Below are 22,418 nucleotides of genomic sequence, written 5' to 3'. Positions count from 1 at the left end.
CATTTTAATCAGAACTTCTGCTTTTTCTCTTCCACTTTTACCCCTTGGGTGGGCAATCCGGTGTCGTAATCGCGTACCACCGGGGAGTAGCCGTCATCCGGGCGAGGGCGGAAAGCGCCCATCCAGCGCGGCTGCGCCTCTTTACGCCACGGGCGCAGGCTCCACTGATAGGTACGAAACGGGTCGCGGATTTTATCCATATAGTCCAGCAGCGCATCGTGCATCCGGCAGCGAACGTCGGCGAAATCAGGGCTATCAATCAGGTTGTTAAGCTCATCGGGATCGTTATGGCGGTCATACAGCTCATCGCTGGTAAACAGGTTCAGCACCAGCTTGTACTGGTCAGTCACCCAGCAGCGCACCGGGATAAAACCGCCAAAGCTGTCATGTTCAATTTCATAGCGGTTGAACTCGACCATAACGCCACGCGAAGCGTCGGCGGCGAGCAGGTTTTCGCCGGGTAAAATCGCCGGTTTCTCAATGCCCGCCAGCGCCATCATCGTCGGCAGCAGGTCGATATGGCTGACCGGCGTATCCACCTGCCGCGCCTCGCCCTGGGGCGCACGGATAATCAGCGGAATGCGGGTGATATCGTCATACATCGCCGCCCCTTTGCTGATGAGCTTGTGCGCCCCCATCATTTCGCCATGATCGGAGGTGTAGATAACCCAGGTGTTCTCCCGCTGTGCCGGGGTTAAGGCGTTAATGACGCGCCCAATCTGATCGTCGACAAAATCATTGCAGGCAAAATAGAGCGGATGGTGATAGCGCCCGTCCTCGCCCACCGGCGAGGGCATCGCCTGCGCCCACAGACGGTGATGCTCCGGTTTGTTGGCCAGCGTATCGTGCGCCTTCGCCCCCAGGTCGTAATAAAAGTCCTGATACTTCTCCAGATACTCTGGCGGGCAGGTAAAGGGATGATGCGGCTCATCATAGGAGACCACCATCAGGAACGGCTCGTCAGCGCGGGCCGGCTGGTGAAGGAAATCCACCGCCCGATTACTGATGCGGTGCGCCCAGGTGAAGGTTTCGTCTATCCCGTGCTTTTGTAAGTCCTCCACGCTATTCAGGCCGTTACGCCACAGGCTAATCTCTTCTTCGGTGAGTTCAGCCAGGTAATTTGCACCGTCAAACCAGTAGTCGGCATCCCACTCCGGCGGGCATTCGCCGGTGCCGAAGTAGTCATGGCCGTCGAGATGCCACTTGCCGATGTAGCAGGTGTGGTAGCCCGCATCCTTAAAGTAACGCCCCATCGTAGAGATGTTTTTCCCCGGCGCGACGTTATTGGTCCACGGCCCGGATTGATTGGCATAAATGCCGGTAAACAGCCCCGCACGCGCCGGGGTACACACCGGCGAACAGGTATAAGCGGAGTTAAAGCGAATCCCCTCCGCCGCCAGGCTATCAATATTCTGGGTGTTAAGGGGCTTACCGCTGTAGCACCCCACCATATTGGTTGCCTGGGTATCGGTCATAATGAACAGAAAGTTAGGACGAGTCATGCTTGATCCTTAGCGTCAGAAACAGAAACATCAGAAGAGGTTCGACGCGTCCGCCAGCTGCTGTAAACCAGGTACACCAGCACCGCCGCGGTGATGCCGTAGCTGAGAATGGTCAACCACTGCGAGTTGTAGCCGCCGAACTGCGCCAGACCGGCATAAACGCCAATCATGGCGAACAGGATGCCAACGGAGGCGATCTTCGCGTTTTTCCACGGCTGCATATCAACGGCGAACGCATCATGAAATTTGAAGGGAGTCGCGCGCGGTTTAATCGCGCCAATGATCAGCATCACGACCACGTTGATACAGAAGGTGCAGGCCAGCACATACAGGAAGTGAAAATCGAACTTCACCAGATAGTTAATGGTGATATAGCTTACGATGCCAAGCCCCATCGCCACCTTGGCGGCAAGCGCCGGGATGCGCGGAAAGAAAAAGCCCATGATGATAATGGTCACCAGCGGCACGTTATAGATGCCGTTAAGCTGTTTCATCCAGCTGTAGAGTCCCTCCGGCGCATTAGCGATCCACGGCGCGACCAGCACGGAGACAATGGCGATAAAGAAGCCGAACTTACGCCCCACCTGCACCAGCCGGTCAGGGGTCGCCTGATGGTTAATCACCCGGCGGTAAATACCCATGCTGAATAGGGTGCTGGCGCTGTTTAAAAAGCCGTTGAAGGTGCTGATCACCGCGCCAAACAGCACCGCGCCGAAGAAGCCCACCAGCGGCACCGGCAGCACGTTATTGACCAGCGTCGGGTAAGCCATATCCGCCTTCGGCAGATCCTGATACAGATGGAAGGCGATAAGCCCCGGCAGCACCAGCACCAGCGGGTCGAGCATTTTGAGCACCGCCGTCAGCAGCGCCCCTTTTTGCCCTTCCGCCAGGCTACGGGAGGCCAGGGTGCGTTGAACGATGCCCTGATTGGTACACCAGTAAAAGGTGTTTACCAGAATCAGGCCGGTGAAGGCCGCGCCGATTGGCAGCGGGTCCGACGCCCCGCCAATGGAGTTGAGCTTCTCCGCATGTACGGTGGTGAGCTGCTCCAGCCCTTGCAGAAAGCTGCCCTTACCCATTGCGATCAGGCCAAATACCGGCACCATCAGGCCGCCAATAACAAGGCCGATGCCGTTGATAGAGTCGGCCACCGCCATCGCCCGCAGGCCGCCGATGACCGCATAGATAATGCCCGCCAGCCCAAGCAGGATAACCAGCAGCCAGATAGCCGCGCCCTGTGAAATACCCAGCGATTCGCCAATATGAAACAGGCTGTTCAGCGCCAGCGCGCCGGAATAGAGAACGATCGGCAGAAAGCAGACGCCGGTGGCGATCAGAAAGCAGAAGTCGATGATAATACGGGTCGTTTTATCGTAACGCTCTTCCAGGAAGTCGGGGATAGTGGCGATACCGCGTTGCAGATAGCGCGGCAGAAAGATCAGCGCCAGGAAGATGAGCGTTACCGCCGAGGTCACCTCCCAGCCCATTACCGACATCCCGCTTTTATAGGCCTGGCCGGATAGCCCCACCAGTTGCTCGGTGGAGAGGTTAGTTAACATTAGCGAAGCGGCAATAACAGGCGCTTTTAGCGAACGCCCGGCAAGGAAATAGCCCTGCTGGGACCCGGTATCGGTTTTGCGTACTTTCCACCAGGTTATTGCGGCTACCAATAGGGTAAAACCGACAAAACTCAAAATTTGTAACGTATTCATCTCATAGCCCTTTTAGTCATTATGTCCCGGCGGCAAGAGGTACAGAGCGAGGAAAAGCATGCCGGGTCAGGCAGTCAGATTTCTTAAAATATAAATGAGATATCCCTGAACGGATTGTTATCTGTTAAGTTCAGGTTGTGAGCATCATTCTCCGGCGGGAAATTAAAATGAATGGAAATTTGCAAAGTTCGCATGTAAAAAACGAAACTACATACAATATTCCCCTGTTGATTAACGAAAATGTGATCTCCAGCGGAATTTCATTGATTTCGCTATGGCATACCTACGCCGATGAACACTACCGGGTGATCTGGCCGCGCGATAAAAAGAAGCCGCTGATCGCCAACTCATGGGTCGCCGTCTATACCGTACAGGGCTGTGGCAAGGTTTTATTGAAAGATGGCGAACAAATTACGCTGAATGGCAACTGTATTATCTTTTTAAAACCCACGGATATACAGTCATATCATTGTGAAGGTTTAGTCTGGGAACAATACTGGATGGAGTTCACCCCGACCAGCGTCATGGATATTCCCATCAGACAGCAAAGCCTTATTTATAATGGTGAAATATATAATCAGGAACTGATGCAGGTCGCCGAATTAATTACCGCGCCGGAGCCGATGAAAAATAACCTTGCGGTGGCATTTCTGACAAAAATTATATATCAATGGATTTGTCTGATTTACAGCGAAGGTAAAAAGGACCCGCAAAGACAACAGATTGAAAAATTAATTGCCGCCCTGCACGCCAGCCTGCAACGGCGCTGGAGCGTAGCGGAAATGGCCGCCGCCATTCCCTGCAGCGAGGCCTGGCTGCGCCGCCTGTTTATGCGCTACACCGGCAAAACGCCCAAAGAGTACGTGCTGGATGCCCGGCTGGAGCTGGCGCTCTCGCTGCTTAAACAGGAGGGGAACACGGTGGGACAGGTGGCGGACACCCTCAACTTCTTTGACAGCTTTCACTTTAGTAAGGCGTTCAAGCACAAGTTCGGCTATGCCCCCTCCGCCGTTCTCAAGCATGCGGACCGGCAGCACGCTACCGGCCCCGAAAGCGCATGAGACTAGCCTATTCCCCAGAACAGCACCGCCAGCAGTTGCGGGGTGATGATGCGCAGGAACATCACCAGCGGGTAGACCGTGGCATAAGAGAGCGCCGCCGCGCCGCTGGTGGCGTGCAGCCCGTTGGCAAACGCCAGCGCTGGCGGGTCGGTCATTGAGCCTGCCAGCATCCCGCACAGCGTCAGGTAGTTCATCTTCGCCAGCAGCCGCGCCAGAATTCCCACTGTCAGCAGCGGAACCGCTGTAATAAAGATGCCGTAGCACATCCATTTCACGCCGTCGCCCTCGGTCAGGGTAGCAATAAAATCGCCGCCCGATTTAAGGCCGACCACCGCCAGAAACAGCACAATGCCCAGTTCGCGCAGCGCCAGGTTGGCGCTCGGCGGCATAAACCAGTAGAGCTTGCCAATGCTGCCGATACGCCCGAGGATCAGCGCCATAATCAGCGGTCCGCCTGCCAGCCCCAGCTTGAGTGCCACCGGAAAGCCTGGAATAAACAGCGGAACGGAGCCGAGCAGCACCCCAAGCCCGATACCGATAAAGACCGGCAGCATCTGTACCTGCTGGAGTTTGTGCTGCGCGTTACCCACCTCTGCCGCTACCGCATCAATGGAGGCCGGGCGACCGACGAGGTTGAGGATATCGCCAAACTGCAGGCTGGCGTCGCTGCTGGCGACCAGTTCAACCCCGGCGCGGTTTAGTCGGGAGATCACCACGTCATAGCGCTCTTTATACTCCAGATCGCGGATTTTCTTGCCGAGAACTCTCTCGTTGGTCACCACCACGCGCTCAACGCGCAGATCGGTGCCGCGGGTAGAGAGCGAGGCCTCTACCTCCTGGCCAATCATCAGCTGGGCGTCATGCAGATCTTTAGGCAGGCCAACGAGGTGGAGCAGGTCGCCGGGCTGAATAAGAGTGGTGGGAGAAGGCACCATCAGCCGCTCGTCGCGTTTCAGGCGCGAACAGATAATTTTGTCGCTATTGAGCAGGGGCACATCCTGAATGGCCATATTGTTAAGGTTGGGGTTTTCCACGCGGATATTCATGGTGCGGATAAGCGAATTGCCCGCGCTCACCCCCGCCTCATGCTGCTGCGCCTCCTGGTCGACATTGATGCGAAAAGCCAGGCGGATCAGCCACATGGTAAGCAGAATACCGCAGATGCCAAACGGGTAGGCCATGGCGTAGCTCATCCCCATCTGATCGAGCACGCTGGGCGGGGTGCCCAGGTCGAGGAGGATCTGTTGCCCTGCCCCCAGCGCGGGCGTGTTGGTGACCGCGCCTGAGAAGATGCCAAGGATCACCGGCAGCGGGATGTCGAAAAGTTTATGCAGCAGCGCGGCGACCGCGCCGCCCAGAATCACAATCAAAATGGCAAACAGATTGAGGCGTAACCCGGAGACCCGCAGGGAGGCAAAGAACCCCGGCCCGACCTGAATGCCGATGGTATAAACAAAGAGGATCAGGCCAAACTCCTGCATCACGTGCAGCATCGGGCTGCTGAGCGCCATGCCCGCCTGGTCGACAAAGTGGCCGACAATAATGCCGCCAAACAGCACGCCGCCAATGCCAAACCCCACGCCGCGTATCTTCACATTGCCTATCCACAAACCGACCACCGCGACAAGGGCCAGTATGCTGACGGTTAACGCGATATCACTCATGACCGCTCCCTGTGAATGCCCAGACAGTTATCAAGGATTCTGGCAGAGCGGCAGCGGGTTGTATGGGCGATGGCGCACAAAAAAGCCCCGACAAGGCGGGGCTTTACGTTGCTGAACGGCACGGATAAGGCGGGTCGCCGCATCCGGGGATGCCGACGTTAGCTATTCAGCGCGGGGCGTTCGCTAATGGCGATACGCTGCGGCGCGATGGCTTCCGGCACGTTGCGGACAATATCGATATGCAGAAGCCCGTTGGCGAAGGTCGCGCCGGAGACTTCCATATGCTCAGCCAGCGTGAAGCTCAGGGTGAAGGGTTGGATCACCAGCCCCTGATGCAGCCATTTCGGCTCGCTGGCGGGTTTTTCCGGGTTGCCTTTAATCATCAACCGGGTGCCTTCCAGCTGAATATCCAGCTCCTGCTGACTAAAACCGGCCAGCGCAAGGGTAATGCGATAGTGGTTATCGTCGCTCTTTTCAATGTTATAGGGCGGGAAGGTCTGGTTTTCGCTGGTGCTTTGCAGGGCATTAGCCAGTTTGTCAAAGCCGATCCACTGACGCAGCAGCGGGGATAAGTCGTAGTTACGCATAATGTCTCCTTCTGAGAAGCGAGTATCCCCGTCACACTTCACGCTGCGAAGCTCGCAACGCGAATTGTTTAGGGTATAAAGTGCCTGCAAATCCGCAGATTCGCATATGCTCCCTGACGGCAAGCATGGGTTTAACAGGCCGCGCTGTGCGGCCCGACGCAATTAGTTGATTTCGATGCGGCGCGGTTTTTTCGCTTCCGGAATCACGCGTTCGAGTTCGATATACAGCAGGCCATTTACCAGATTCGCCCCTTTCACGAAGATGTTCTCGGCGAGCTGGAATTTGCGCTCGAAGTTACGTTCGGCGATGCCCTGGTAAAGGTAGGAACGCTCTTTCTGTTCCGTCGCGTGGGCGCCTTTCACGATCAGCAGGTTATCCTGCGCGGTAATATCCAGTTCGCTTTCAGCAAAACCGGCGACCGCAATCGCGATGCGATAATGGTTTTCATCAACCAGTTCAACGTTGTACGGAGGGTAGCCGCCATTACTCTGGCTTTGATTGTTTTCCAGCAGGTTGAACAGGCGGTCGAAACCAATAGCGGAACGATAAAGCGGGGAAAGATCGAAGTTACGCATAAAAAAAGCTCCTGAAATCAGCGAGATTGTCGTTGCCTTCCACAATGGACAGGCCGCTGTAGCCCAACACCCTTCCGGCGTGTTTCCCGGCTACACTCTTAAAGTAGGGGTGGTGAAACACTTTTCAAGGGTGTTTGTCTGACTTTTTTTTGCAGTTTCGCGCGCATTGCTTAGACTGGGATCACAGCACAAAACGCCAAAGTGCGAATGCCGCCACAGAGCGGAGCATGGAGTCTGTTTTTTTCGGCCCTGAGCCGTTATAACGCCAGCAGCCTTCACATCGCCCATAACTATGATTAACTCATGATGAAAAATATTTTGGTTTCAGCGTTACTCAGCGGGATGGTACTACTCAGCGGCTGCTCCAGCGTGATGTCGCATACAGGGGGTAAAGAAGGCGTTTACCCGGGCACTAAGGCCAGTTCCACTATGCTGGCCAATGACAACACCGGCATCGGTCTGAAATCGCTGGTGGTGCTGGATATGCCCTTCACCGCGATCATGGATACGCTACTGTTGCCGTGGGATATCTTCCGCACCGACAAGTCGGTGAAGTCCCGCGTGGAAAAAAGCGAGCGGGATAGCCTGGCGACGAACAGCGTGATCCCGCCCGCCCCCATGCCCGTACGCTAATTCAGACGCCGGTTTCCGTTACGAAGAGTTGACGGAAACCCTCTACCTCCTCCATCCAGGCGACGCGCGTGCCGTCGGGTGAGAACACCACTGCGTCTGCGGAGGGTGGATTGCCGTGGCCGCGTGTCAGCAACGTGACCTCGCCGCTGGCGGCATCGCACAGGGCGATACGGTCATCAACCACGCAGCCCAGCCACTTGCCGGAAGGATGCCAGTTAAACGCCGACTGAATACCCGTCTCGCTCCGGGTCAGCTGGCGCGGCTCGCCCCCCTGCGGCGAGATGAGCCAGAGCTGCGCCACACCCGCTTCGTCACGCATCAGAAAAGCTATCTGCGTTGCCTGTGGGTTACAGCGCACCCAGTGGCGCGGCGCATTCACCAGCCCCGGGTACGCCCGGTGATGGGTAAAGGTCAGGCGCTGCTGCGCCACCCCGGCAGGCGGTGCGGGCAGGGACGTTGCTGTCCCCTGTAGCGGCGCGCTGCCCGGCTGCTTCCAGCCCGCTTCGTCGCGCGGCAGGGCCACAATAAACAGCTCCGGCACCTTTTCACCGCGTTCAGAGAGGGTATCGCCGATAAAAGCCAGCCTGTCATTACCTACCCAGCCCTCTTCATAGGCGCGGTTGATCTCATCGCTGCCGGGCACAGGGGCGGCGGTGGTGCGGCTGACCAGTACGCACCAGTGGCTCCCGGCGTACTCGCGCGGATGATCGCCACGGGGCGCGACCGGGCCGAACGGCACCGCCACGCCGACGTTGCGCAGATCCTGCGCCGGGTCGAACTCATGCATCACATGGTCGTTATAGGTAAAGCTGATGTTCTCGCCGTTGGGGCTATACACGTGCACATGACTGCCGCCGCGCAGCGCGCCCGGCGTAAAGGGGGCGGTGATATCCATCGCGTCCAGGTTCGCCGCCTGTCCGTTTTGTGCCACCACGCCCTGGCGGTGGTGAAAATCGTACTGCCAGCTGGCATCCGGGTGCTGCGGCCCGTGAATGAACACGTATTTATCTTCGCCCGGGTGAACCGTCACCACGCCGACATGCGCGCCGTTTTCCGCCCGGTAAATGATCTCCACCTCACCCGTTTCGACATTCACCCGCTCGATGGTTTCACCGGTAAACGACGCGCCGGAAGGGCGCACATCAAACGCCAGCCACTGGCTATCGGCCGTCCAGGTGTTGGTATTGGTAAGTTGATGATTGCGGGGGGCAAAAGTGACCTGTTTCATGTTCTTTTCCAGACGTTAGCGAGAAAGCAAAGTAGTACAGCATATTTTGCCAGCGGCGGCAGTAAAACTTCACCGCCACTTCATTTTCGTTTTCTACAGTAGCGGGAACAGGTTACGGGGGAGATGAAGAAGGAACATTTTGATGTGGCGATTATCGGACTGGGGCCAGCGGGTTCGGCGCTGGCCCGGCAGTTGAGCGGAACCATGCGGGTGCTGGCGCTGGATAAGAAGCGTCAGTGCGGCAGCGACGGTTTCACCAAGCCCTGCGGCGGCCTGCTGGCCCCGGATGCCCAGCGCTCTTTTATTCGCGCCGGGATCACCCTGCCGGTGAGCGTCATCGCCAACCCGCAAATTTTCAGCGTTAAAACGGTAGACGTGGCGGCCTCGCTGACGCGCAACTACCAGCGCAGCTATATCAACGTTAACCGTCACGCCTTCGATTTATGGATGAAGTCGTTGATCCCGGACGACGTGCAGGTCCATCACGACAGCCTGTGCCAGAAGATCTGGCGCGAGGGCGATAAATGGCACCTGACCTTCCGCGCCGACGGCCAGCAGCAGCAGGCGACCGCACGCTATCTGGTGGGGGCGGACGGCGCGAACTCGCTGGTGCGCCGCCACCTCTACCCAGACCATCAGATTCGCAAATATGTCGCTATTCAGCAGTGGTTCGCCGAACGCCATCCCGTCCCGTTCTACTCCTGCATTTTTGATAACGACGTCACGGACTGCTACTCCTGGAGCATCAGTAAGGACGGGTATTTTATCTTTGGCGGCGCTTATCCGATGAAAGACGGCCAGGCGCGGTTTGCGGCGCTGAAAGAGAAGATGGAACGCTTTCATTTCCGCTTTGGCGAGCCGCTGAAAAGTGAAAAATGCACGGTGCTGTTTCCGTCGCGCTGGGCCGATTTCGTCTGCGGCAAAGAGAACGCGTTTCTGATTGGCGAGGCAGCGGGCTTTATCAGCGCCAGTTCGCTGGAGGGAATTAGCTACGCGCTGGACAGCGCGGAAATCCTCAGTGAGGTTTTTCGCCAGCAGGCAGAGGATGCCAACCGCGCTTATCACAAGGCCACCCGGTCACTGCGCATTAAGCTTTACGGTAAGATTTTGAAAAGCCGGGCGTTAACCTCAGCGTCGAGCAGAAAGTGGATTATGCGAAGCGGCATCGCGCATGTGCCGCTGACTTATGAGGAGCAGCCCGCCATCGCTGACGGGCTGGTAAACCTTTAACCGACGCGTTTTACATCGCCCACCAGCAGGATGTAGGAGAGCGCCCCGATCAGCGCCACGGCGGCGATATAGACCAGCGCCGGGCCGAAACCGTAGTCCTGCGCCAGGTAGCCAATCACCAGCGGCACGGTGATACCGCCCAGCCCGCCGACAAAGTTAAACACGCCGCCGGTGAGGCCGATCAGGCGCATCGGCGCCAGCGATGAGACCAGCGACCAGGTGATTGAAGCAAAGCCGTTGCCAAAGAAAGCGACTGCCATCAGCACCATAATCCACACCGGGTCGTTGGTGTAGTTAGCGCCCATAATGCAGGTAGAGATCAGCAGGCCGCAGATGATTGGCGTTTTACGCGCCATCCCCAGCGAGAAGCCTTTTTTCACCAGCTTGTCCGCCAGCCAGCCCGACAGCAGCACGCCAAAGAAGGCGGCAAGGAACGGCACGGTGGTCATAAAGCCAGCCTTGAGCGCGGTGATGCCTTTCTCCTGGGTCAGGTAGTTCGGGAACCAGGTCAGGAAGAACCACAGCGTCGAGGTGACGGCGAACTGGCCGAGATAGACCCCGATAAGCTTACGGTGGAAGACCAGTTTCCAGTCTGCTTTGGTGAGCGGCTGACGCGCCTCTTTTTTCACCGGCGCATCGCCATCCACCAGCCCGCCGCCGTCGCGGATGTAGTCCAGTTCAGCCTGGCTGACGCTTTTGGTCAGGCGCGGCGGCTGGTAAACCTTAAACCAGATCAGCGACCAGATAATGCCGATACCACCGGTGACGATAAACACCCAGTGCCAGCTCAGCAGCTCCTGAATCCAGATCAGCAGCGGGGTCAGGAACGCCAGGCCGACAAACTGCCCGGAGGTATAGAAGCCCACGGCAGAGGCGCGTTCATGTTCCGGGAACCAGCTGGTCACCATGCGGTTATTGGTAGGGAAAGCAGGCGCTTCAAAGATGCCGGTGATGGCGCGCAGGCCAATCAGCGACATTAACCCGGTGGCAAAGCCCTGGAATAGCGTCGCTACCGACCAGCCAAAGATGGCGATGAAGTAGGTCAGGCGCGATCCCACGCGGTCAAGAAACCAGCCGCCGGGGATCTGGCACAAAGTATACAGCCAGGCAAACGCCGAGAAGACATAGCCCATCTCCGCTTTGGTAATGCCGAACTCTTCCTGAATATGCGCCGACGCCACCGCCAGGTTGGCGCGGTCAACGTAACAAATCACCACGGTAATAAAGATCATCACCAGCGTGAGATAACGCCGACGACCCACTTTTGTAGCAGAAACGGAAATATCCATCGTCATCTGTCTCCAGATTTTGGGCATAGCGAGGCCGCTCACCATGCCCTGTAATTTACAGAGGGTGTGTTTAATTTTTTATAGAGAGGGATGTCCTAAATAATTCGTGTCGCAGGAAGGCGGCAAGATTGCAAATCCCCAGGAGCTTACATGAGTAAGTGACTGGGGTGCGCAATCGCAGCCAACGCACCTGTGGCGCGAAGTATGACGGACATCACCATTCGGCTACAGAGCCATCCGCATGCCGCCACAACGGATTACGCCAGTCCTGCGCGCTCTTACTACGCTCAATCACCTGCGCTTCGTCAATTTCTACCCCCAGCCCCGGCTTCGTTAACGGTTTAAAGAAACCGCCTTCCATGCTGAAGTCCTCTTTGTTTTTCACAAAGTCGAGCAGCTCCGCGCCCTGGTTGTAGTGAATGCCCATGCTCTGCTCCTGGAACACCGCATTGCGCGACACAAAATCCACGTGCAGGCAGGCGGCAAGCGCGATCGGCCCCAGCGGGCAGTGCGGCGCCAGCGCCACATCATAGGCTTCGGCCATACCGGCAATTTTGTAGCACTCGGTGATACCGCCCGCGTGTGACAGATCCGGCTGCAGAATCGCCAGACCGCCCGCTTCCAGCACCCGCTTAAACTCAAAGCGAGAGAACATACGCTCACCGGCGGCGATAGGAATGTGGGTCTGCGCCGCCAGCTTCGGATAATATTCCGCCTGCTCCGCCAGCACCGGCTCTTCAATAAACAGCGGACGATACGGCTCCAGCTCTTTAATTAATACTTTCGCCATCGGCGCGCTGACGCGACCGTGGAAATCAAGACCAAACTCAATGTCATAGCCGAAGGCTTCGCGGATTTGCGCCACCACGTTTACGGCAGCGTCCACTTTACGGGAGTCATCAATCACCCCCAGCTCTTCACAGCCGTTGAGCTTGAAGGTATCAAAGCCGATGCCGCGCAGTTTGTTGATGCCGTCGATCACTTCCGCCGGACGGTCGCCGCCTACCCAGCTGTAGGCTTTAATTTTGTCGCGCACCAGGCCGCCCATCAGCTGCCAGACCGGCGCGTTCAGCACTTTACCTTTGATATCCCACAGCGCCTGGTCAATACCGGCGATGGCGCTCATCAGGATTGGGCCGCCGCGATAAAAACCGGCGCGGTACATCACCTGCCACAGATCGTTGATACGGGCCGGGTCCTGACCAATCAGGAATTCGCCCAGTTCATGCACTGCGGCCTCGACGGTGCGCGCACGCCCTTCGATCACCGGCTCGCCCCAGCCGACCACGCCTTCGTCGGTTTCAATCTTCAAAAACATCCAGCGCGGGGGTAAACGGTAGGTGGTAAGTTTGGTTATTTTCATTTCGCTGCCTCTTGATACGCCTTAACAAATGCGGTTGCCTGCTGCGCGGTGCGCTCTACGGTCTGCCCGGCGCGATAGAGATCGCTGCCCAGCCCTGCGCCAACGCAGCCTGCGTCAAGCCACTGCCCCAGGTTCTCCGGGGTGACGCCGCCCACGGCAAAGACCGGGATTTCCGGCGGCAGTACCGCTTTCAGCGCCTTGATGTACGCCGGACCAAATGCCGATGAGGGGAAGATTTTCAGCGCCTGCGCCCCCGCCTCCAGAGCGTTGAAGGCTTCGCTCGCCGTGGCGCAGCCGGGGCAGACGGTCATGCCGTAGCTCACCGCGCGGCGGATCACTTCCGGCTGAATATTGGGGGTGACGATAAGCTTGCAGCCCATCTGCGCAAGCTGGTCTACCTGTTCCGGCTTTAATACCGTGCCCGCGCCGATGAGCGCCCGGTCGCCATATGCCTGAACAACAGCGGGGATGCTTTTTTCCCATTCAGGGGAGTTCAGCGGGATCTCTACCGCGTCGAATCCGGCGTCAAGCACCGCGCCCACGTGGGCGATGGCTTCGTCCGGCGTGATGCCGCGCAGGATCGCGATAAGGGGAAGATTAGTTTGCCATTGCATGAGCGATGCTCCTTTGTTACGCAAAATCATTTAGCCTGCGTCGAGGCGGCAAGACGGTGAATCCCCAGGAACTTACTGAGGTAAGCGACTGGGGTGAGCTGGCGCAGCCAACAAAGAGGCAGACTGAATGATGAAGCGTATTCCTGCCTGAAATGCCGTGTCGCCCTCCACCGCCCGCACGTCCCGGCCAATGGCGCTGAACGCCTGGCGGTAACGTGCGGTCAGCGATGAACCCGCGACGAGGGTGATGGCCTGCTCGCCGGCGATAAAATCGCTCTGGCTGGCGACTTCTGCGCCGATCAGCAGGCCGGATAAAAATTCGCTGACCTGCTCGCGGGGGAGATTTCCCAGCACGTGGGCGGCGCGAACTTCGAACAGTTTTGGCAGCACATCGGGCGAGGCGAGACCGCGCTCAAGCCCGGCGGCAAAGGCATCCGGGGACGCCTCCTGCGCTGGCAAACCTGCGCCAATGAGCGAGTGATGCATCAGCAAATGGTGCAGTTCGCCGGTCATCACGGTGCGAAAATCGTGGATTTGCGCGCTATCCGCGTGTACCCACTTACAGTGGGTGCCGGGCATCACATAGACCGAAGAAGGCGAGAGGGTGCGGGCACCCAGCAGCTGAGTCTCCTCGCCGCGCATCACGTTGCGGTTATCCTCGCGCGAAACGCTCAGACCGGGAATGATCCACACATTGTCGGCAACGGCAGTTAACTGATGGCCAATGTCGGCGAAACGGACTGGAACCGACAGGTAGGGGACATTTTTCCAGCCCACGTTGCTGCCGACCATACCCGCCATTACCACCATTGTTTCGCCGTCGCGCCAGCCATCCGTCACTTCTGCTAACACCGCCGCCGGAGATTTGCCGTTCAGGCGCGTTACGCCTGCCTCTGATTGCCTGCTCTCCAGGCACGTATCGCCCTGGTAAAGCCAGGCGCGCAGATTGGTTGATCCCCAGTCGATTGCGATGTAGCGAGCTGTCATGTGAATTCCTTAAGCCTTCGTGTCGAGCTGGCGATCATGGTGAGCGCCGCCTGCTCTGCCGCATTGCTGTCCTGATGCCGGATCGCATCGAACAGCGCCTTATGTTCCTGGAGCGTTTTCGGCATGTTGCCCTCATCGCCCATCCAGGTTCGTTCAAATACCGCCCGCTGTAGCGAGCTGATCGCCACGCTAAGCTGCTGCAAAACCGGGTTATGCACCGAAGCCAGCACCGCTTCGTGGTAGCGAATATCCGCCTCATTGAACGCATCCCGGTCCTGGTTGTTGGCAATCATGTCGTTGAGCGCCGCTTCAATCTGCGCCAGGTCGCTGGAGGTCGCCCGTTCCGCCGCCCAGCGGGCAATGGCCGGTTCTACCAGGTTACGCACCTCGCTCATCGCACTGATAAGCCGGGGGTCGTAGTCATTTTCCAGCACCCATTGCAGCACCTCGGTGTCGAGGTAGTTCCACTGGTTGCGCGGTGCGACAAATGCGCCGCGATAGCGTTTCATTTCAACCAGCCTTTTCGCCATCAGCGAGCGAAACACCTCGCGGATAATGTTGCGCGAAGTTTCGAACTCCTCGCACAGTTCGGCCTCTGCCGGGAGGGCCGAGCCGGGCACGTATTTTCCGCTAACGATCTGTCTGCCCAGCGTAATAACGATGCGATCGGTTTTATTGAGAGTCATGGAGAGTCCTTGTGCTCTGTATGTCTTTCACTACTTTACCGTCGCCGCTGAATTCCGCCTCAACTTTGTACTACTAACGTGAGGCCATTCATCATTGCTATGGGTGCAATGTAGTACAACACAATTGAGTTGTACTACAATTTAGATCACAAAAAGAACAGCAGATCACAAAAATGAAATTTTTTGTGCCTGGGGACAGGCAGGTAGCGCACGGCTTAATCAGGATTTTTTCTAATTTTACCAGCACCTTGCGATTTACAGCGGGCGATTGGGCGGTATGATGAGGTCTGGACTGGCTTTTTATTAATGGACTAATTATGCGTTTATCTTCTTCAGGGTTCGCAAGAACACTGGTTACCGCCTCGCTATGCCTTTCACTGACCGGTTGCATGTCCTATACACTGCTTACGGCCAAAAGCCCTCGCACCACTAAAGACAAGTGGAAAACGGATACGATTCGCGGCATGTCGCTGGCTCAGGACAGCAACGGTACGCGCGGGTATGTGTTTATCGGGCAGGAGTTTGACTATTTACTGACGGCTGGCGGCGATAATGTCGTCAAAATTCTTACCGACCCGCTTATCGACAGGCATGAATTGCAGGTCGCCAAAGAGGCGCGTTTTGTTTTAAGCGGCAACAGGAAGAAGTTTAGCGGTGAGCTGGAGCTGAGCTATCGCTGGACCACGCCAGAGCAAAAACAGGCGGCGGAGGGATACGGTTTTAACTGCGAATCGAAGATTTGCTCTTATAAGGTCTCCTCTTTGCAGGGCACTATTCATAAGAAAGGCGACAACGAGAGCAGCATGCAGATGCTGGCCTTTTATCACCCTTTCACCGTGGGGTTCTATGAATATCACTCCCACATAGGGTTATCAGACGGCGTGAAAACCGTTCTGCTTCCCGTCACGCTGACGCTGGATCTGGTTACCGCGCCGCTGCAATTCATTGCGGTGCAAATTATCTATCGTCAGTAACGGGCAGGCGAGCCTGCCCGCGAACATCAGTTCAGGACAAATTTCTCAATGGCGTAAGCCACGCCATCTTCAAGGTTGGATTTGGTCACGAAATTGGCCACCTCTTTTACCGAAGGGATGGCGTTATCCATCGCCACGCCAAGCCCGGCGTACTCAATCATCGCGATGTCGTTTTCCTGATCGCCAAGGGTCATTATCTCGTCCGGCGTGATGTTCAGCGCATCGGCCAGCGATTTCACCCCCGTGCCTTTGTTGACCCGTTTATCAAGTATCTCCAGGAAGTACGGCGCGCTTTTCAGCACCGTGTACTTCTCTTTCACCTCGTCCGGAATGCGGGCGATGGCTTTATCGAGAATTTCCGGCTCGTCGATCATCATCACTTTCAGGAACTGCGTGTTCGGGTCCATCTTCTCCGCTTCGCAGAAGACCAGCGGAATAGTGGCGACATAAGATTCGTGCACGGTGTAGTAGCTGATATCGCGGTTAGCGGTATAGAGGGTGTTGCGATCGAGGGCGTGGAAGTGCGAGCCCACCTCGCGGGAGAGTTTCTCCAGATAGCGGTAGTCATCATAGCTCAGCGCCGTTTGCGCGACCGTGCTGCCATCGCTGGCGTTCTGCACTAACGCGCCATTGTAGGTGATGCAGTAATCCCCTTCCCCTTCCATATGCAGCTCTTTCAGGTAGGACTGCACCCCGGCGTAAGGGCGGCCGGTGGTCAGCACCACATTCACCCCACGTTCGCGCGCCGCGGTAATCGCGTTTTTAACCGCAGGAGAAATAGTGTGGTCAGGCAGCAGCAAGGTGCCGTCCATATCGATTGCAATAAGTTTGATAGCCATGAGATCCCCGGGTGAAATGAGTCCTTCCTCATGCTAACGCGATTTAGTTCAAAAAACAGCAAAGCCGTGGCGGTAAAGGAGGATAGGAAAAAGGTGCCGCTTCCTCTTTCCGCAGGGGAACGGCCCCGGATGCGCTGACGCTTATCCGGGCTACCCATCGTAGCTCCGGTAAGCGCAGCGCACCGGCGGCAGCGTTATATCACCATGCTGGCCAACAGGATAAACAGCAAGCCGCAAATGGAGAGCAGGGTCGACATCAGCGTCCAGGAGAGCAGCGTCTCCTTGGTGGTCAGGCCGAAAAAGTCCTTAATCATCCAGAAGCTGGCGTCATTGACGTGAGAACAGATACAGGAGCCTGCGCCTGTCGCCAGGGTAATTAACGCCAGGTTAATATTCGGATGGGCGGACAGCAGCGGGATCACCAGCCCGGCGGTGGAAATTGCCGCTACCGTCGCCGACCCGAGGCAAATACGCAGGAAGGCCGCCACGCCCCACGCCATCAGGATCGGGTTGATATCCATCCCTGACACCAGCGTCGAGATATACTGGCCGACGCCGGAGTCGATCAGCACCTGCTTGAAAGCGCCGCCGCCACCGATGATCAACAGCAGGCCAGCGATACCGGCAATGGCTTTACCACAGGAATCCATCAGCTCCACAATGGTTTTCCCGCGGCCCACGCCCATCGTGTAAATCGCAAACAGCAACGAGATCAGCATCGCAATGGTGGAGTTCCCCAAAAACAGGAACACGTTATACAGCATGCCCGGGTCGCCTGCGTCTTTCGGGCGGGCCATCTGCATAATGGTAACCAGCGCCATCAGAATAACCGGCAGCATGGCGGTTAAAAAGCTGATGCCAAAACCGGGCATTTCGCTTTCAGTAAAACTTTTTGTCGCGCCGAGAGAAGCAATATTGCCCTCTTTTTTAAACGCGTCCGGGATCAGGCGCTGGCACACTTTATTCAGCAGCGGGCCGCAGAGAATAAAGGTCGGAATACCCACGATAATCCCGTAAATCAACACCATGCCGACATCAGCGCCATATTCTCTGGCGATAACGGTCGGGCCGGGGTGCGGCGGCAGGAACCCGTGGGCCACCAGCAAACCGGAGAGCATCGGCACGCACATATACATCGGCGAGATTTTGGCCTCACGGGCGATGGCGAAGATAATCGGCACCAGCAGAATCAGACCCACTTCAAAGAAGAGGGCAATCCCGACGATAAAGGCGGAGCAGACCACCGCCCAGTCGAGCTTTCTGGCGCCGAAATATTTCAGCATCGTCAGGGCGATACGCTGCGCGCCGCCCGCGTCGGACAACAGCCGCCCCAGCATGACGCCAAAGCCAAATATCAATCCAATATGGCCTAAAGTCCCGCCAAGGCCGGATTCCACCGAGACAACGACCTTATTCAAATCCATTCCACTGGCGATGGCGACACCGAGAGAAACAATAATTAACGAAACAAAGGTATTTAATTTAATTCTTATGGTTAAAAGCAGGAGTACAGCAATACCTGCCACGACGATTAATAGTGGCATAAAATCCTCTCATTCCTGAATGCAGATATTATCCTTCGGCTGTCTGCCTCAGGCAGCCAAAGAATTAACGGTTAGATGTTCTTATTTCTTTCAGGGCTTATTAATAATATTTTGTAGTGCTTCACTTATTTTATTGACGTCATAAATACAGCCGCGCCAGGTGCCGCCGCTCACTGCCTGCAGCATCGCCCAAAGGCGGGTATCCTCCGGTAATTCCGGGTCCGGCATTAAGTCCGGATGGCTGCTGCGGGCATTTAAAAGTGCGGTCGCCTCTTCACGCGAAGGTAACGCATCTGAATCTGTTCCTAAGAAATTGACCTCCCCCTGTAGCTGTTTGCAGTCGATTTTAATTTCAACAATATCCCCGGTGCGTAATTTACCAATAGGGCCACCCGCTAATGCCTCTGGCCCGACGTGACCAATACAAGCGCCGGTTGAAACGCCGGAGAAACGGGCATCGGTAATCAGCGAGACATGCTTACCGTAAGAAAGGTGTTTCAACGCGCTGGTCACCTGGTACGTCTCTTCCATTCCCGTGCCGGATGGGCCTGCGCCGATAATCACCAGAATATCGCCCGCTTTAATTTTGTCGTGCTTGATATCGTAAATTGCCGCCTTCTCAGAGAGATAAACCTTCGCCGCGCCTTTATGGTAGTAGACGCCCTCTTCATTGATTACCGAGGCATCAATGGCGGTAGATTTAATCACTGAGCCTTCCGGGGCGATATTGCCCACCGGGAAGGTGATGGTTGAAGTCAGCCCGCGGCGCGCGGCCTGCTGAGGCGACATGATGACCTCTTCCGCCGCCACCTGCTCTTGTTCAAGCAGCAGCGCTTTGAAGCGCTGGCGACGCTCGGACTGCTCCCACCAGTCGAGATTCTCTTTCAGCGTATTGCCGGTTACCGTCATCACCTCTTCATGCAGCAGCCCCAGGCTGCGCAGGTGGAGCATCACTTCCGGCACGCCGCCCGCCATAAAGGCGTTGACCGTGGGGTGATAAACCGGCCCGTTTGGCAGCACGCTCACCAACCGCGGCACCTGTTTGTTAATGCGTATCCAGTCCTCCACCGTTGGGATATGGCACCCCGCCTGATGGGCAATCGCCGGGATATGCAGCAGCAGGTTCGTCGAGCCGCCAAACGCCGCATGTACCATCATGGCGTTCTCAAAGGCTTTATCGGTAAGGATATCTTTCGTCGTGATCCCTTTCTGGCACAGCTGCAGCGCGGCACGAGCCGAAGCGCGGGCGATCTCCTGCCAGACCGGTTCGCCGGAAGGCGCAAGCGCGGAATGGGGAATAGCCAGCCCCAGCCCTTCGGCGACCACCTGCGAGGTGCCTGCCGTACCCAGGAACTGACAGCCGCCGCCGGACGAGGCGCAGGCTTTACAACCTGCCTGACGCGCCCCCTGTAGCGTCAGTTCGCCGTTGGCGAAGCGTGCGCCAATGGTCTGAACCTTGCCGTTATCTTCACCGTGCAACGCCGGCAGGGTCGCCCCGCCGGGGATCAGCACCGTTGCTTTATGGTGCTGAGAAGCCAGCGCCATCATCGTGGCGGGAAGCCCTTTATCGCAGGTCGCCACGCCGATTACCGCTTTGGCGTCCGGCAGGGAACGGATCAGACGGCGCATCACCATCGAGGCATCATTGCGGTACGGCAGGGAGTCAAACATGCCAGTCGTGCCCTGAGTACGCCCGTCACAGGGGTCAGAGACGTATACCGCATAAGGCAGCGCATTGTGGGTTTTGATAACGTCCGCCGCCGCCTTCATCTGGATATCCAGCTCGTAATGCCCCTGATGCAGCGCCAGCGCGACAGGTTTTCCTTCCGGCCCGCGCAGCCCGCCCAGGGTGCTCAGCAGCAAAATCCCGTCGCGGTTCAGTTCATCCGGCGCCCAGCCCATCCCGGCATTCATGGTCATCCCGAAAATATCGCCGCTGGGGCGATTGATAAGCATCTCTGCCGTCAGCGGCAATTCACCCTGCGGACCGGCGGCGTGCGTTCTGACCCGGTAAATATCCCGGTTATCATCATCAAAAATAGCGCTTACAGACATACGACCCCCTATGAATTCATAATGTCCTGCGCGGCTAACAGTTCACGAACGCTCTTTTTAGCCTCGTCCGATGCGTCAAGGATGGGCGGCAGGCAGCGGGTATTTACCTTCAGACCGACGCACTGCATGGCATATTTAATAAGCGAGACGAACGGTGTTTCCAGCGCGTAAATCGCAGGCAGCTGCAGCAGTTTTTTATTGAGCGTGGCGGCTGTAGCGAGGTCATTTTCCTGCCAGGCGCGATAGATACCGACGGATAATTCCGGCGCAAAGTTGGCGCTGGCGGTAATCGCGCCGTCGCCGCCCAGCAGCAGCGTATTGAGCAGGTGATCATCGAAACCGCAGAACACAGAAAAGTCCGGGCGCACGGCTTTGACGGTATTGATCATGGCGCGCAGGTGGCCCACGCTGTCGATGGTGTCTTTGATGCCGACGATATTGTCGTTCTGCAATACCAGTCGTTTCACGATCTCGGGCGTTAAATCCTGCCCGGTAAGCCCAGGGAAGTTATAGATAATGACCGGCAGACTGACGCTGCTGGCGATACGGTGGTAATAATCATCCAGGTTATGGGCAGCGACTTTCCAGTAGTAAGGGTTGATAACGACGATGCCGTCCGCACCGTTGGCTTCGGCATGTTTCGCCAGTTCAACCGCTTCGTCAGTGGAGGTCGACCCGACGCCAATCAATACCGGAACACGCTTGTCAGCAATGCCGATAGCCGCTTCGGCTAACGCCATGCGCTGGGTGGCGTTCATCTGGCTGAATTCGCCGCCGGTACCCAGATAAAACAGCCCGTCGACGCCTTTTTTAATCAGATAATCGGCGACTTCTTTCATTGCGGTTTTATCGATATTTCCGTCGTTATCAAAGGTGCTTGAGACCGGCGGAATAATTCCCCTGAATTTTTTCATTACATCAGTTTCCTTTTCTTAAATTTTCACTTTCACTCCGGTATCCCAGCCCATACGATATTTGCCCGGCGCACTGCCGGAGCAATTCGAGATAACCATCGATCTTATTTCCTGAATACACTACCGGGTCGCCCGAGAGTGAGATCGCATAATTAACCCGGTTATACATATTGAACACCGGCATACTCAGACATACGGCACCATAGGTTGACTCTTCATTATCTATGGCCCAACCACGCAGTCGCGTTTTCTGTAACTCCTCACGAAATAACTTCTTATCGGTGAAGGTATTTTTGGTGTGCGGCGTCAGCGTCAACGCATCTAAAAAATAATCCATCTCTTCACGGGGCTTCCAGGCCAGCAACGCCTTGCCCAGCGCCGTGATATGCAGCTCTAACTTCTTGCCAATCCAGCTTTTTTTCGTTGGCACGGAGCCGGGGCTTTCCACTTTATCCAGATAGATGGCGTAACAGTCTTCAATCGCGCCAAGGTGACAGACCAGGCCGCTTTTTAACGACAACTCCTGCATCGGACGTTTCGTCACCTCAAAAATATTTTTGCGATGCAGCGCCTGGCAGCCCAGTTCATAATTTTTAATCCCCAGAGAATATTGGTTGCGATCGCTTTTTGTCAGAAATCCGCAATCCACCATGACATTTAATAAGTTGAGCAGGCTGCTTTTGGGATATTGAAATTCTCGCAATAATTCCATAAAAGTCGCCGCGCCAACATACGCAATGTACGTCAATATTTTCTCGGCCCGAATAAGTGAATTACACCCTTTACCGCCCATAACGGCTCCTGTTCTGATGGATAAAAGTCTAGCTGTCCCGAATAGATGAAAATACCACTGGTTCAACAGGCTGAACCGAGTTACGAGGGGGAAACGTGATCTGATGCGGGTTTTAGATATTCCCTGCCAGCGATATAAATTTTCGGCGGCGTCAGGAGGGTATTGCA

At 56.4% G+C, this 22,418-nt stretch carries 20 protein-coding genes and 1 other annotated feature; of the genes, 4 read left to right on the top strand and 16 right to left on the bottom strand.

All coding sequences use genetic code 11. The features are described from left to right. Window positions 1–8: 8 nt before the first annotated feature. The gene (locus ENTHG_RS18165; protein ID WP_044183009.1) at window positions 9–1,502 is read right to left on the bottom strand and encodes a sulfatase-like hydrolase/transferase; all 1,494 of its coding nucleotides are present in this window, start codon (window positions 1,500–1,502) and stop codon (window positions 9–11) included. Continuing rightward, the gene (locus ENTHG_RS18160; protein WP_044183004.1) at window positions 1,499–3,214 is read right to left on the bottom strand and encodes a solute:sodium symporter family transporter; all 1,716 of its coding nucleotides are present in this window, start codon (window positions 3,212–3,214) and stop codon (window positions 1,499–1,501) included. The genes ENTHG_RS18165 and ENTHG_RS18160 overlap by 4 nt, the downstream gene beginning before the upstream one ends. 167 nt (window positions 3,215–3,381) lie before the next feature. On the opposite strand from ENTHG_RS18160, the gene ENTHG_RS18155 reads away from it, so the two are divergent. After that, complete coding sequence (locus ENTHG_RS18155; RefSeq protein WP_044183001.1) at window positions 3,382–4,275, top strand: helix-turn-helix transcriptional regulator; 894 nt, start codon at window positions 3,382–3,384, stop codon at window positions 4,273–4,275. Window positions 4,276–4,277: 2 nt separating this feature from the next. Here ENTHG_RS18155 and ENTHG_RS18150 read toward each other — a convergent pair whose 3' ends face one another. The 3 genes from ENTHG_RS18150 to ibpA form a co-directional block, all read right to left on the bottom strand. After that, the gene (locus ENTHG_RS18150; protein ID WP_044182998.1) at window positions 4,278–5,939 is read right to left on the bottom strand and encodes a putative transporter; all 1,662 of its coding nucleotides are present in this window, start codon (window positions 5,937–5,939) and stop codon (window positions 4,278–4,280) included. A 158-nt stretch (window positions 5,940–6,097) separates the two neighbouring features. After that, window positions 6,098–6,526 carry a small heat shock chaperone IbpB gene (gene ibpB / locus ENTHG_RS18145; RefSeq protein WP_044182995.1) on the bottom strand — a complete coding sequence of 143 codons (429 nt, stop codon included), beginning with the start codon at window positions 6,524–6,526 and terminating at the stop codon, window positions 6,098–6,100. Between the two features lie 162 nt (window positions 6,527–6,688). After that, window positions 6,689–7,102 carry a small heat shock chaperone IbpA gene (gene ibpA, locus ENTHG_RS18140; protein WP_044182992.1) on the bottom strand — a complete coding sequence of 138 codons (414 nt, stop codon included), beginning with the start codon at window positions 7,100–7,102 and terminating at the stop codon, window positions 6,689–6,691. Then, window positions 7,096–7,169, bottom strand: a sequence feature (ROSE (Repression Of Heat Shock gene Expression) occurs in the 5'-region of heat shock genes and acts as an RNA thermometer to modulate expression.). Its footprint overlaps the gene before it by 7 nt. A 236-nt stretch (window positions 7,170–7,405) precedes the next feature. On the opposite strand from ibpA, the gene ENTHG_RS18135 reads away from it, so the two are divergent. Continuing rightward, on the top strand, window positions 7,406–7,735 hold the full coding sequence (locus ENTHG_RS18135; protein ID WP_044182989.1) for a YceK/YidQ family lipoprotein: 330 nt from the start codon (window positions 7,406–7,408) through the stop codon (window positions 7,733–7,735). A gap of 1 nt (window position 7,736) precedes the next feature. Here ENTHG_RS18135 and ENTHG_RS18130 read toward each other — a convergent pair whose 3' ends face one another. Then, entirely contained in the window at window positions 7,737–8,963 is a 1,227-nt protein-coding gene (locus ENTHG_RS18130) for a YidR family protein (protein WP_044182986.1), read from the bottom strand. A 123-nt stretch (window positions 8,964–9,086) separates the two neighbouring features. Between ENTHG_RS18130 and cbrA the strand changes: the two genes are divergently transcribed. Next, complete coding sequence (cbrA, locus tag ENTHG_RS18125) at window positions 9,087–10,193, top strand: colicin M resistance lipid reductase CbrA (RefSeq protein ID WP_044182983.1); 1,107 nt, start codon at window positions 9,087–9,089, stop codon at window positions 10,191–10,193. On the opposite strand, the gene ENTHG_RS18120 is transcribed toward cbrA, so the two are convergent. The 5 genes from ENTHG_RS18120 to dgoR form a co-directional block, all read right to left on the bottom strand. Beyond that, window positions 10,190–11,527, bottom strand: coding sequence for an MFS transporter (locus tag ENTHG_RS18120; RefSeq protein WP_071825903.1), 1,338 nt, complete (start codon window positions 11,525–11,527; stop codon window positions 10,190–10,192). The two genes, cbrA and ENTHG_RS18120, sit on opposite strands and share 4 nt — an antisense overlap. A 169-nt stretch (window positions 11,528–11,696) precedes the next feature. After that, the gene (gene dgoD, locus ENTHG_RS18115) at window positions 11,697–12,845 is read right to left on the bottom strand and encodes a galactonate dehydratase (protein ID WP_044182980.1); all 1,149 of its coding nucleotides are present in this window, start codon (window positions 12,843–12,845) and stop codon (window positions 11,697–11,699) included. After that, window positions 12,842–13,459: a 2-dehydro-3-deoxy-6-phosphogalactonate aldolase gene (locus ENTHG_RS18110; protein WP_044182977.1), complete on the bottom strand. Its 618-nt coding sequence runs from the start codon at window positions 13,457–13,459 to the stop codon at window positions 12,842–12,844. Before ENTHG_RS18110 ends, dgoD begins: the two co-directional genes overlap by 4 nt. 72 nt (window positions 13,460–13,531) lie before the next feature. After that, window positions 13,532–14,446: a 2-dehydro-3-deoxygalactonokinase gene (locus tag ENTHG_RS18105; RefSeq protein ID WP_044182974.1), complete on the bottom strand. Its 915-nt coding sequence runs from the start codon at window positions 14,444–14,446 to the stop codon at window positions 13,532–13,534. Further along, window positions 14,443–15,132 (bottom strand): D-galactonate utilization transcriptional regulator DgoR, encoded by a 690-nt coding sequence (gene dgoR / locus ENTHG_RS18100; protein ID WP_044182971.1) that lies wholly within the window; start codon window positions 15,130–15,132, stop codon window positions 14,443–14,445. Before dgoR ends, ENTHG_RS18105 begins: the two co-directional genes overlap by 4 nt. A gap of 317 nt (window positions 15,133–15,449) precedes the next feature. Between dgoR and ENTHG_RS18095 the strand changes: the two genes are divergently transcribed. Next, the gene (locus ENTHG_RS18095) at window positions 15,450–16,106 is read left to right on the top strand and encodes a YidX family protein (RefSeq protein WP_044182968.1); all 657 of its coding nucleotides are present in this window, start codon (window positions 15,450–15,452) and stop codon (window positions 16,104–16,106) included. Window positions 16,107–16,132: 26 nt separating this feature from the next. Here ENTHG_RS18095 and yidA read toward each other — a convergent pair whose 3' ends face one another. The 5 genes from yidA to ENTHG_RS18070 form a co-directional block, all read right to left on the bottom strand. Continuing rightward, the gene (yidA, locus tag ENTHG_RS18090; RefSeq protein ID WP_044182966.1) at window positions 16,133–16,945 is read right to left on the bottom strand and encodes a sugar-phosphatase; all 813 of its coding nucleotides are present in this window, start codon (window positions 16,943–16,945) and stop codon (window positions 16,133–16,135) included. A 194-nt stretch (window positions 16,946–17,139) separates the two neighbouring features. Next, window positions 17,140–18,489, bottom strand: a complete 1,350-nt coding sequence (locus ENTHG_RS18085; protein WP_044182963.1) for a GntP family permease — start codon at window positions 18,487–18,489, stop codon at window positions 17,140–17,142. 90 nt (window positions 18,490–18,579) lie between these two features. Further along, window positions 18,580–20,544 carry a YjhG/YagF family D-xylonate dehydratase gene (locus tag ENTHG_RS18080; RefSeq protein ID WP_044182960.1) on the bottom strand — a complete coding sequence of 655 codons (1,965 nt, stop codon included), beginning with the start codon at window positions 20,542–20,544 and terminating at the stop codon, window positions 18,580–18,582. A gap of 8 nt (window positions 20,545–20,552) precedes the next feature. Next, window positions 20,553–21,458 carry a dihydrodipicolinate synthase family protein gene (locus ENTHG_RS18075; RefSeq protein WP_044182957.1) on the bottom strand — a complete coding sequence of 302 codons (906 nt, stop codon included), beginning with the start codon at window positions 21,456–21,458 and terminating at the stop codon, window positions 20,553–20,555. Window positions 21,459–21,462: 4 nt separating this feature from the next. Continuing rightward, the gene (locus tag ENTHG_RS18070; protein WP_044182954.1) at window positions 21,463–22,251 is read right to left on the bottom strand and encodes an IclR family transcriptional regulator; all 789 of its coding nucleotides are present in this window, start codon (window positions 22,249–22,251) and stop codon (window positions 21,463–21,465) included. Window positions 22,252–22,418: the final 167 nt, after the last annotated feature.

The sequence above is a fragment of the Phytobacter massiliensis JC163 genome (assembly GCF_000321045.1).
Taxonomy (GTDB): domain Bacteria; phylum Pseudomonadota; class Gammaproteobacteria; order Enterobacterales; family Enterobacteriaceae; genus Phytobacter_A; species Phytobacter_A massiliensis.
Note: the sequence above shows the minus strand (reverse complement) of the source record. Positions and strands in the feature narration are given on the sequence as shown.